The 11,257-nt window shown below is 67.6% G+C and carries 11 protein-coding genes; 7 read left to right on the top strand and 4 right to left on the bottom strand.

All coding sequences use genetic code 11. From position 1 onward, the window contains the following. Window positions 1–111: 111 nt before the first annotated feature. Window positions 112–588: an Lrp/AsnC family transcriptional regulator gene (locus NWF24_RS33430; protein ID WP_258352257.1), complete on the top strand. Its 477-nt coding sequence runs from the start codon at window positions 112–114 to the stop codon at window positions 586–588. A 103-nt stretch (window positions 589–691) separates the two neighbouring features. On the opposite strand, the gene NWF24_RS33425 is transcribed toward NWF24_RS33430, so the two are convergent. From NWF24_RS33425 to NWF24_RS33410, 4 genes are all read right to left on the bottom strand, one after another. Then, window positions 692–1,051, bottom strand: a complete 360-nt coding sequence (locus tag NWF24_RS33425) for a hypothetical protein (protein WP_258352256.1) — start codon at window positions 1,049–1,051, stop codon at window positions 692–694. A 98-nt stretch (window positions 1,052–1,149) separates the two neighbouring features. Continuing rightward, the gene (locus NWF24_RS33420; RefSeq protein ID WP_258352255.1) at window positions 1,150–1,560 is read right to left on the bottom strand and encodes a roadblock/LC7 domain-containing protein; all 411 of its coding nucleotides are present in this window, start codon (window positions 1,558–1,560) and stop codon (window positions 1,150–1,152) included. Next, window positions 1,557–2,099 carry a GTP-binding protein gene (locus NWF24_RS33415; protein WP_258352254.1) on the bottom strand — a complete coding sequence of 181 codons (543 nt, stop codon included), beginning with the start codon at window positions 2,097–2,099 and terminating at the stop codon, window positions 1,557–1,559. The genes NWF24_RS33420 and NWF24_RS33415 overlap by 4 nt, the downstream gene beginning before the upstream one ends. A 57-nt stretch (window positions 2,100–2,156) precedes the next feature. Next, window positions 2,157–2,786, bottom strand: coding sequence for a hypothetical protein (locus tag NWF24_RS33410; protein ID WP_258352253.1), 630 nt, complete (start codon window positions 2,784–2,786; stop codon window positions 2,157–2,159). A gap of 229 nt (window positions 2,787–3,015) precedes the next feature. Here NWF24_RS33410 and NWF24_RS33405 point away from each other — a divergent pair, with 229 nt between their 5' ends. The 6 genes from NWF24_RS33405 (at window position 3,016) to NWF24_RS33380 (ending at window position 11,247) form a co-directional block, all read left to right on the top strand. Then, window positions 3,016–3,789 carry a basic amino acid ABC transporter substrate-binding protein gene (locus tag NWF24_RS33405; RefSeq protein ID WP_258352252.1) on the top strand — a complete coding sequence of 258 codons (774 nt, stop codon included), beginning with the start codon at window positions 3,016–3,018 and terminating at the stop codon, window positions 3,787–3,789. Between the two features lie 80 nt (window positions 3,790–3,869). Further along, a complete protein-coding gene (locus NWF24_RS33400) occupies window positions 3,870–4,640 on the top strand; it encodes an amino acid ABC transporter permease (protein WP_093076217.1) in 771 nt (256 codons plus the stop codon). A gap of 29 nt (window positions 4,641–4,669) precedes the next feature. Then, window positions 4,670–6,295: an MFS transporter gene (locus NWF24_RS33395; protein WP_258352251.1), complete on the top strand. Its 1,626-nt coding sequence runs from the start codon at window positions 4,670–4,672 to the stop codon at window positions 6,293–6,295. Then, window positions 6,292–7,470, top strand: coding sequence for an MFS transporter (locus NWF24_RS33390; RefSeq protein ID WP_258352250.1), 1,179 nt, complete (start codon window positions 6,292–6,294; stop codon window positions 7,468–7,470). The genes NWF24_RS33395 and NWF24_RS33390 overlap by 4 nt, the downstream gene beginning before the upstream one ends. A gap of 157 nt (window positions 7,471–7,627) precedes the next feature. Then, window positions 7,628–10,249, top strand: a complete 2,622-nt coding sequence (locus NWF24_RS33385; RefSeq protein WP_258352249.1) for an autotransporter family protein — start codon at window positions 7,628–7,630, stop codon at window positions 10,247–10,249. Window positions 10,250–10,425: 176 nt separating this feature from the next. Beyond that, window positions 10,426–11,247 carry a creatininase family protein gene (locus tag NWF24_RS33380; RefSeq protein WP_093076220.1) on the top strand — a complete coding sequence of 274 codons (822 nt, stop codon included), beginning with the start codon at window positions 10,426–10,428 and terminating at the stop codon, window positions 11,245–11,247. Window positions 11,248–11,257: the final 10 nt, after the last annotated feature.

Here is an 11,257-nt window from a genome sequence, read left to right as displayed (position 1 = left end):
GGCACGAGCCCATGATCGTGCAAAGTGTATGCCGGGGTCCGCGACAGGTGTTTGCGTTCTTTGCCCTGAAAAACCCGCTTCCAGAAAGAATCTTGCTTAAGATTGCCATCCATGGAAAGCATTGACAAGTTCGACCTCGCAATCCTGCAAGAACTGCAGGCCGACGGCCGCCTCACGAACGCCGAGCTTGCGCAGCGCGTGGGCCTCTCGGCCGCGCCCTGCTGGCGCCGGGTGCGCGCGCTGGAAGAGGCCGGCTTCATCAAGGGCTACCACGCCGAGATCGACCGCCACAAGATCGGGCTGGGCGTGCTCGCATTCGTGCGCGTGGACACCGAGCGCGTCACCCACGAAGCCACCCGCAGGCTCGAAGACGCGATCCGCAAGCTGCCCGACGTGATCGCCTGCCACTACATCAGCGGCACCGGCACCTTCGAGCTGCAGGTGGTGGCGCAGGACCTCGACAGCTTCTCGACCTTCGCGCGCCAGCACCTCATGAACCTGCCGAACGTGAAAGACCTGCACACCAGTTTCTCGCTGGGCGAGGTCAAGGCCAGCAGTGCGCTGCCGCTGGGACACCTGTCGCGCTGACGAGCGGCCGGAAACGAAAAAAGCCAGCTCCTCGCGGAACCGGCTTCCTGGCAAAAGGTGAAAGGTGGAAACGGGGGGCGCCCCGTGCCATCTCAGGCAGTGATCAGAAAGAGATTTCCTTCTCGACTTCCTGCAGCTTGCGGCGCGCCAGCGCCAGGTTCGACTTGGCCTTGTCGAGCACGTAGTAGATGAACACGCCTTCCTTCTGCGCCAGCGGGCGCAGAAGGTGGTATTGCTTGCCCAGGGTGATCAGGATGTCCTCGATCACGTCGTTCAGGCCCAGCGAGCGCATCGTCTTGAGCTTGGCGCGCACCACCTCAGTGTTGCCGGCGGCGGCCACTTCCAGGTCCACGCCTGTGCCGCCCGCGCCCAGCATCATGCCGCTGGAAGAATCGACCACGGCGGCGCACATGGCGCCGTCGGCGGTCAGGAGGTTGTCAATGCTTTGCTGGATCGTTGCCATCTCGGGTGTTTCCTATCGGTCATGCGTATGAAAAGAGCGGGGACGCCGCATGCAAACTCGTCCCCGCTCGCTGATTCGGTGGGTGGTCGGGGGCGGCGCTAGGACGCCTGCTGCGCCTCTTCGGACTGGTGCGCCTCGAGCAGCTTCACGCAGGCGGCTGTGCGGTACATGACCTGCGCGAGCACCGCGTTGGCGCCGGCGATCACGTTCACCACCAGCTCGGTCTCGCCGTTGCGCACCGGGCTGAACAGGGCGAAGCCGTCGTCGGTGGCCACGGTCGTGCATTTGCAGCGGCCCAGCCGCGCTTCCTGCGACACGACGGCGCCCATCGCGGAAATGGAGCTGGCCATGGCCGCGATGCGCGACGGATCAACGTTGCGCAGGCTGGCGCTGGCGACCTCGAAGCCGTCGGGCGTGGCGATGACTACCGTGGTCACGCCCGCGATGTCCTCCAGGATGCGCTGCGCCTCGGACGCGGCCTTGAGCTTGAGAAGACGGCTGATGTTCACAGGGTTGCTCCGGTGTCGGTGACTTCGATCTGCATCAGGAGCGTCTCGATCAGGAAAATGACGTCGCTGCCCTTTCGTAGGTCGACGGCGAGCACCGGCAGCACCAGCCCGCGGGCATGGAGTGCGCGTGCGTAGTCGTCCAGCGACGGCGACGGGTGAGACTCGCTGCGGCTGATGCCCAGCGCGCAGGGCATGTCCTGCAGCGCGCCGGCAAAACCGTCGAGGTAGGTGTCCAGGTCTTCCAGCGGCGCTGGGCGCGAGTTGTCCAGCAGGATGGCTAGGCCCAGCGCGTCGCGGATCAGAATCTTCCACATGAAGTCGAAGCGGCTCTGCCCCGGCGTGCCGTACAGGCGCAGCCGGTCTCCGTTGTCCAGCGTCAGTTCGCCGAAGTCCAAGCCGACCGTGGTGGTGGCCTTGACCACCAAGGTGTCGGCGTTCGCGACGTCGGTGGAGATGGGCGCCCGCTCGCTGATGGCGGCGATGGCGGTGGTCTTGCCAACGCCCATCGGGCCCGTGAAGACGAGTTTGTATTCCCTCAAGCGATTTCCCTTGGACGCGCGAACGAATGGATGATGAAAGAAAGAGCCACGCGGCGCTCAGGCCAGCCCGAGGCGCCGGCGAATGCGCGAGAGCAGGCCGGTTCGCTCGCGCGCGCCTTCGGCGGCCAAGGCATCGCGGGCAACGGCATCGGGCGACCAGGCCAGAACGCCCTCCTGCTCGAGCAGGCCCATGAAGGTCGAGCATTCGTCGACGTCCACGCGGCTGAGCGCGCTCAGGCTTTCGGCGGACTGCGCGCTCCTGGAGAGCGCGGCGGCCAGCCGCAGATACACGGGGTTGCGCTGCATCGTGACCTGTGCGGGCCAGCGGATCAGCGAGGCGCGGTCGCGCGCCGAGCGCAAGACGGCCGCGGCCGCCGTCTTGCTGTCGTGAACGCCCGGCGTCACCTCATTGAGCAGGTCGACCAGTTCCTCCGCGAAGATCGGCCGCGCCAGCGCCCGGCGGGAGGCATGCGCTTCGCCGCGCTGCACCACGGGCACGACGACAAAGGGAGCGGAAGGTGCGTGCCAGGCGTCGGCGGGCGTGGTGCTGTCTACCAGCAGCACGTCGCAATTGCCCGACTCGCTCACAGTCCACGGGGTGCGCAGACTGGAGCTAAGGCGAACGATGATCCTCAGGAGTTCGACCTCCACTTTCGGGATTCCCATGACCCCCAGGACGAGTGACATAACTGCTTCCGGCGCGTGTTTCAAGTGGTCAGATATTGCTACATATGAGAACTAAATGATTCCATCCGGATGAATTGACGGGAGCCGGCGAGAACAAATGCACAAGGAACATCCATTTTTGATGCGCTGCAGCAACGTCCCGGGCCGCGGGCGGCCTTGGACGGGCACCACTCTTGCAGGCATAAAATCCCCGGCCTCCAAAGCCACAATCCACTCCCCGGGAGACTCCATGAACCGCATCCGGCGCGCCTTTTCGCTCGGCGTCTCGCTCGGCCTCGTCGCTGCCGCCACCCTCGCCTTCGGCGCCCAGGCCCAGAACCGCGAACTGACAGTGGCCTCCAGCGCCACCTACGCGCCCTTCGCCTTCGAGAACAAGGACAAGCAGATCGTCGGCTTCGACATCGACATCATCAACGCCATCGCCAAGCAGCAGGGCCTGAAGATCAAGATCGTCAACACGCCCTTCACCGGCATCTTCGGCGCGCTGAACAACGGCGACGTCGACCTCGTGATCTCGGGCGTCACCATCAACGAGAAGCGCAAGCAGAGCTACGACTTCACGCCTCCCTACTTCGCGGCCCGCCAGCTGATCGCGCTGCCGAAGAACAGCAAGGTCGCCTCGCTGAAGGACCTGGCCGGCAAGAAGATCGCCGTGGTCAGCGCCTCCACCGCCGACGACATCGCCTCGCGCGAATTCGGCAAGACCAACCCCGACATCCGCCGCTTCGAGAGCACGCCGCTCATCATTTCCGAGCTGGCCGGCGGCGGCGTCGATGCCGCCATGGGTGACAACGGCGTCATTGCCTATCGCGTGGCGCAGAACCCCGAGCTGAAGACGCTGGACGACAAGTCCTTCCCCGAAGAGGGCTTCGGCATCGTCGTGAAGAAGGGCGACAAGCCCCTGCTCGACAAGCTCACGGCCGGCCTCGCGGCCATCCGCGCCGACGGCAGCTACGTGACGATCTACAAGAAGTGGTTCAACAAGGACCCGAACGTGCGCTGAGCCGCACGGCATTTCCCTGAACACGGCCGCCCTCACGCGGCCGTTTCGTTTTTCGTTGACTGAGAGTTGAGGACGCAAGCATGGAACAACCAGTGCTGCTTTTCGGATGGTTCCGCTGGGACATCCTCGTGGAATACAAGGACCTGTTCTGGCAGGGCGCCTGGATGACGCTGCGCATGACGGTGGTCTGCGTGCTGCTGGGTTCCAGCTGGGGGCTGTGCCTTGCGCTCGCGCGCCTGGCGCATCCGCGCCACGCGCCGTGGACCTGGGTCGCGCGCTTCTTCCTGCGCTGGCCGGCCACGGTGTACGTGAGCTTCTTTCGCGGCACGCCGCTGTTCGTGCAGATCCTGCTGATCCACTTCGCGGTGATGCCGGTGTTCATCCACCCGACCTCGGGCATCCTGATCGACGGCGAACTCGCGCGCACGCTCAAGCAGGAGCACGGCGCGCTCATCTCGGGCGTGGTGGCGCTCACGCTCAACTCGGCGGCCTACATCTCCGAAGTGTTCCGCGCGGGCATCCAGTCGATCTCTCGCGGACAGTTCGATGCCGGCCGCTCGATCGGCTTTTCGCCCGCGCAGGTGATGCGCTATGTGGTGCTGCCGCAGGCCTTCCGCCGCATGCTGCCGCCGCTGGGCAACAACGCCATCGCGCTGCTGAAAGACACGTCCCTGGTCTCCGCAATCGGCCTGGCCGAGCTGGCCTACGCCGCGCGCACCGTGGCCGGCGCGTATGCGCGCTACTGGGAGCCGTACCTTGCGATCTCGGTCATCTACTGGGTCATGACACTGGTGCTCACGACGATGCTGCGCCGCCTCGAACACCGCCTGGCACGCAGCGACAGGGGTTGAGAGAAGAGGCCGCGCCACAATAGCGGCACATGCCGCCCATATCCCCCGAAGAGACACCGATCCCGCCCGCGCGGCCGCAGCCAACGAAGCTCGCGGCCCTCGAGCCCCTCAAGCTCCCCGTGTTCCGCATGCTGTGGAGCACTTGGCTCGTCGCCAACATCTGCATGTGGATGAACGACGTGGCAGCCGCGTGGATGATGACCTCACTGACCACCTCGCCCATCTGGGTGGCGCTGGTGCAGTCGGCCTCCACGCTGCCGGTGTTCCTGCTGGGCCTGCCCAGCGGCGCGCTGGCCGACATCCTCGACCGCAGGCGCTGGCTGGTGGCCACGCAGTTCTGGCTGGCCGGCACCGCCATCGTGCTGTGCGCCGCGCTGGCGCTCGACCTCATGACCGCGCCGCTGCTGCTGGCGCTCACGTTTGCCAACGGCATCGGCCTGGCGCTGCGCTGGCCGGTGTTCGCGGCCATCGTGCCCGAGCTGGTGCCGCGACCGCAGCTGCCGGCCGCGCTCGGCCTGAACGGCATCGCGATGAACGCCTCGCGCATCGTCGGCCCGCTCACCGCCGGCATGCTGATCGCGAGCGCGGGCAGCATCTGGGTCTTTGCGCTGAACGCGGTGCTGTCGGTGGCCTCGGGCTTCGTGGTGCTGCGCTGGCGGCGCGAGCACACGCCCAACCCGCTGGGCCGCGAGAAGCTCGTCAGCGCGATGCGCGTGGGCGTGCAGTTCGTGCGGCAGTCGCAGCGCATGCGGGCGGTGCTCACGCGCATCTCGATCTTCTTCTTTCACTCCACGGCCCTGCTGGCGCTGTTGCCGCTGCTGGCGCGCAACCTCCAGGGCGGCGGCGCAGGCACCTTCACGCTGCTGCTGGCCGCCATGGGCGCGGGCGCGATCATCGCGGTGCTGTTTTTGCCGCGGCTGCGCCAGGCGCTGGGGCGCGACCAGCTGGTGCTGCGCGGCACGCTGCTGCAGTCGGGCGCCACGGCCGTCATGGCCTTCGCGCCCAACGCATGGGTTGCGGTGCCGGCGATGTTCTTCGGCGGCATGGCGTGGATCACGGTGGCCAATTCGCTGTCGGTGTCGGCCCAGCTCGCGCTGCCCGACTGGGTGCGCGCGCGCGGCATGTCGATGTACCAGATGGCGATCATGGGCGCGAGCGCGATCGGCGCGGCGATCTGGGGGCAGGTGGCCACGGTCACCTCGCTGGTCGCCAGTCTTTCCGTCGCCGCCATCAGCGGCACGCTGCTGATGCTCATGGCCCTGCGCTGGGTGACCGACGTGAGCGGCGAAGACGACACGAGCCCCGCGCAGGCCGGCTGGGCCGCCGGCCCGCCGACCGAGGCACCGCAGGAAAACGGCCGCGTGGTCATCACCGTCGAGTTCATGATCGACCCAGCCCGCGCCGCCGCCTTCCACCTCGTGATGCAGCAGACCCGCCGCGCGCGCCTGAGCCAGGGCGCCATCGGCTGGGAGCTGCTGCACGACATCGCGCAGCCGGAGCGCTACGTGGAGCAGATCGTCGACGAGTCGTGGACCGACCACCTGCGCCGCTTCAACCGCGCGACGGCCAGCGACATGGCGCTGCGCGAGCGGCGGCTGGCCTTTCACCTCGGTGAATCGCCGCCTGTGGTCACGCGCTATGTAGTGCGGCGATGAGCATGGAGACCTCGCAGATCGCAACGCTCTTCGGCTGCCTCTTCCTCATCGGTTCGGCGGAGGTGCTCGCCGGCCCGATGATGGGCGCCATGAGCGCCGACTTCGGCGTTCGCTCCAGTGCCATCGCCTACCTGCCCGCCGCCTACGGGCTCAGCTATGGCGCGGTGGCCTTGCTGGCTGGCCCGCTGTCGGACCGTTGGGGGCGCAAGCGGCCGCTGCTGGCGGGGCTGCTCGGGTTCGCGCTGCTCAGCGCGCTCATTCCCAGTGCACCCCATCTTCTGGCCGCCATCGTCCTGTCGGCATTGGCCGGCGTGTGCGCGGCCGTCGTGCAGCCCAATGCGCTGGCCCTGGTGGCCGACGAGTCGCCGCCCGAGCAGGTGGGCAGGCGCCTGGGCCACGTCTTCATCGGCCTGATGCTGGCGTTCGTCGTCACACCCGTGCTGGCGGGGCGGCTGGCGGATACGTGGGGATGGCGATCGGCCTACTACGCGCTGGCCGCCCTCGCCGTGCTGGCCGCGCTGGCGGTTTCGCGCGCCTTCGCCGACCGCGTGCCCGGCGCCGGCTCGCATGCGGCGCACATGGACTTCATGGCCACGCACCGCGAAGCATTGAAGACGCCCGGTGCCCGCCGCCGGCTGTCGGCCAGCTACCTCTGGCTCGGCTGGGTCGCGGGGTTCGGGGCGGTCGTGGCGGAAGTCGCGTCGCGGAAGCTCTCGCTGTCTCCCACCGACACCGGCCTGCTGGCGGGCTTCTACGGGCTGGCCGTGATCGCCGGCAATCTCGCGAGCGGCAAGCTGCAGCGCATGGCGGGCGAAGCGGCATTGCCGGGCGCCGCGCTCGTCGCAGCCGTGGGCCTGCTCGGCTTCATGCTGCCGGTCGGGTCGATGGCCCAGCTGGCGCTGCTGGGCCTGCCATGGGCCTTCGGCTACGGCTGCGCCGGGCCCTTGCACCATGCCAGGCTGAGCGCGCTGTCCGAGCGCTGCCGGGGCACCATCAACTCATACCACGCGAGCCTGCTCAACCTGGGCATCTTCTCGGTCTCGTTCGCGCTGGGCACCGTCGTCCCGCGCTTTTCGGTGACCCTGTTTTGCGGCCTGGTGGGCGTTGTCACGCTGCTCGGCGCATGCCTGCTCATTCCGTGGCCGCGCCGTAAGACGCAGACCGTGGCGGCCTGAAAGGCACCGGCGCCCGCGCCGTCTCGCTACAGCAACACGAAAACATTCGCTCGATTGTTTCCTGATTGTTAATCGTGCCAAATGTCCCGGCAAATGGCGAAGCGACCGCCCAGCCTTGGGGCACGCACGAGAGACAACCAAGAACAAAGGAGCAAGCATGAGCATCGCGCGATCGCACCGGATTCCGCGTCACCTTCCTTCCCCTTCCCCTCTTGTTCGCTGCCTTGCGGCAACACTCGCCACACTGGCCGCCGATGGCGCCTATGCCGCCTGCGCGCCAACCGCCACGCCGGGCTCGAACACCTCCGTGGTCTGCGACGGCGCGACGACCGGCTCGGCCAGCGTGATCGCCACGCCGGGCAGCACCGGCGTCAGCATCACCGTGAACAACGGCGCCACGCTCAGCACCAACGCCACGCAGGTCCTGCTGGTGCGCGATGCCAGCACCATCACGAACAACGGCACCATCACCGTCTCTGGCGGTTTGGGTTCGGCCCGCGCGGCGATGGTCGCCACGGGCAACGACAACACCCTGACCAACAACGGCGCCATCCGCACGACGAGCAGCGTCACCTCCGGCATCCTGGTGACGTCGAACAGCAGCACGCGCACGCTCATCACCAACAACGGCAGCATCGTCACCACGGGCGGCAGCTCGCACGGCATCTCCCTGCTGGGCCCGGGTAACACGGTGTTCAACAACGGCACCATCTCGGTCAGCGGCACGTCGGCCAAGGGCGTCTATCTGCAGGGCGGCAACCTCGTCGCCAACCTGCTGGTGAACACCGGCACCATCACCACCACCGGCACCAACTCGCCCTCGGGCGGCGCCGACGCGGTACACGCGAACACGCTCGGCTCCAGCTTCTTCTCGCGTGTGGAAAACCGGGCCGGCGCCACGCTGTCGAGCGCCAATGGCTACGGCTATCGCGGCCAGAACGGCAACGACGTGCTGGTCAACGCCGGCACCATCGAAGGACACGGCGGCGCCGCCAACACCGACGCGATCTACATGGGCGCGCTGGGCAACGGCACGCTGATATTGCAGACCGGCTCGGTCATCCGGGGCGGCGCCGACGGCGGCGTCGGAAAAACTGCCAGCACCTTCCTCGAAGGCAGCGGCACGGTGGACAACGCGTTCCGCAATTTCCAGAACCTGACGATGCGCGGCACCGAATGGTCGTGGCTGACCGACGCGAATTTCTCCGACTCGATTCGCGTCGAGTCCGGCCGCTTCAACCTCCCCGCGTCGCTGACGAGCCCCGTCATCACCGTGCTCCCCGGCACCACAGTCGCCGGCACCGGCACCTTCGCGGGCAACGTGACCAACCAGGGCACGCTGCTGCCCGGGCCCAACGACGGCGTGAACTTCGGCGCCTTCACCGTGCGCGGCAACTACTTCGGCGGCAGCGGCGCGCGGATGCAGGTCAACACCGTGCTGGCGGGCGACAACTCGCCCTCGGACAAGCTGGTGATCGACGGCGGCGCGGCATCGGGCAGCACCGGCATCCGCGTCGTCAACCGCGGCGGCCTGGGCGCGCCCACGCTGGCCGACGGCATCCTGGTGGTGCAGGCGCTCAACGGCGCCACCACGACCGGCACGGCCTTCTCGCTGACCCAGGCGGTCGAGGCCGGCGCTTACAACTACCGGCTGTTCCGCGGCGGCGCGGCCGGCAACAACCCCGACAACTGGTACCTGCGCAACAGCGGCTATCTCGTCGGCGGCACCGTGGTGGGCTCGCTGACAGAGGCGCTCGCGGTCATCAACGAAACACCGCCGGTGCCCGGCGCGCCCCCGGCCGCCATGTCAGTGGAACCGGTCAAGCTCTACCGGCCCGAGGTCCCGCTCTACAGCGCCCTGCCGATCGCGGTGCGTCGCCTCGGGCTCGCGCAACTGGGCAGCTTCCACGACCGGCAAGGCGACCAACAGCTGCTCTCAGACGATGAAGGCCGGCAGGCCTCATGGGGTCGCGTGTTCGGCGAGAGCACACGGCAGCGCCTGCGCGGCGATGCGAATCCGCAGTTCGACGGCAACGTCCACGGCCTGCAGCTGGGCCATGACTTCCTGGTGGGCACCGACGCCGCCGGCGGACGCCACCGCGTCGGCGTGCTGGGCGGCTACACGCGTGCCAGCGGCAGCGCGAGCGGCGTCGCCGACGGCGCCACCAACGAGGCGGCCGGCCGCCTGAGCGTGGAGGGCTACAGCCTTGGCGCGTACTGGACCCGCATCGCGAGCAGCGGCTGGTACAGCGACGCCGTGCTCATGGCCACCCGCTTCAAGACCGACGCGATTTCCACGCTCGGCCGCGGCGGCAGGCCGCACGGCAAGACGATCACCGCATCGCTGGAAGCGGGCTATCCGTTTGCCCTGAGCGACACCGTGACGCTGCAGCCACAGGCGCAGCTGATCTGGCAGCGCAGCTCGATCGACGATTTCGATGACGGCCTTTCCACCGTGCGCTTCCAGCGCGACAACGCCGTCACCGGCCGGCTGGGCGCGCGGCTCGAAGGCCGCTTCGACGCGGGCGGCAGTGTCTGGAAGCCCTACCTGAAGGTCAACCTGTGGCACACCTTCAGCGGCAGCAACGCGCTCTACTTCGGGCCCACCGACCAGGTCGTGAACCGCCGCAACTCGAGTGCGCTCGAAGTCGGCGGCGGCGTTGTCGGCCAGGTGAACAAGACGCTGGCGGTCTACGGCGGCCTGGCGTACACCAGCGCCATCGGCATCACCGAGCAGACCGGCGTGCAAGGGCAATTGGGGCTGCGCCTGCGCTGGTGAACCCCGGGCGGCGGACGCTCGGGGTCAATTTTTGACCATTCGAGCAAATTTGATGGCATGCGGCTTGCATGAGAATTGTCATGAAAGGTCAACGGGTATCTACGGATAGCCAATCTTTTTTGACCACATGGATAATTTAGACCATCATCCCGTCCGTCGCCACGAGGTACACCACGATGAATCCGCCCCCACTGCGCAGCCGTTTCTGGTCTGACCTGACCAGCGAAGAGTTCTCCCGCCTCGACCGTGAACGGCTGATCGCCGTGCTGCCCGTGGGCGCGACCGAGCAGCACGGCCCCCATCTGCCGATGTCGACCGACACCGCCACCATTGACGGCATGGTGCGCGCCACGCTGCCGCACCTGCCTGACGACCTGCCAGTGCTGTTCCTGCCCACAGTGCCCTATGGCAAGAGCAACGAGCACTCGCGCTACCCGGGCACGCTCACCGTGTCGGCGAACACGCTGATCTCGCTGTGGACCGACATCGGCGCCTGTGTTGCCAAAGCCGGCGTGCGCAAGCTGGTGCTCTACAACAGCCACGGCGGCCAGATGAGCGTGATGGACATCGTGGCGCGCGACCTGCGCGAAGCCCACGACATGATGGTCGTGGCTGCCAACTGGTACACGCTGGGCCTGCCCGAGGGCCTGTTCACTGCGCACGAGGGCAGGCACGGCATCCACGCCGGCGACCTCGAGAGCTCGGTCATGCTGCACCTCACGCCCGACTACGTGCGCAAGGACCAGTTCCAGAACTTCAGCTCCATGACGGAGCAGCTGGCCGCCGAGAACAAGTTCCTCTCGATCACACCCAGCGGCAAGCTCGGCTGGCAGATGCACGACATCAACCCCGCGGGCGCCGCCGGCGACGCCACGCGCGCCACCGCCGAAAAGGGCGCGGCGGTGCTCGACCACGTGGGCCGCCGCTTCGTCGAGCTGCTGCACGAGGTCGACCGCTTCCCCCTGTCGCGCCTCGCCAACCAACCCGCCTGGCGCTAGGCTCGCACGC

The sequence above is a fragment of the Variovorax paradoxus genome, from assembly GCF_024734665.1.
Lineage (GTDB): Bacteria > Pseudomonadota > Gammaproteobacteria > Burkholderiales > Burkholderiaceae_C > Variovorax.
This window is presented reverse-complemented; position numbering and strand designations above follow the sequence as displayed.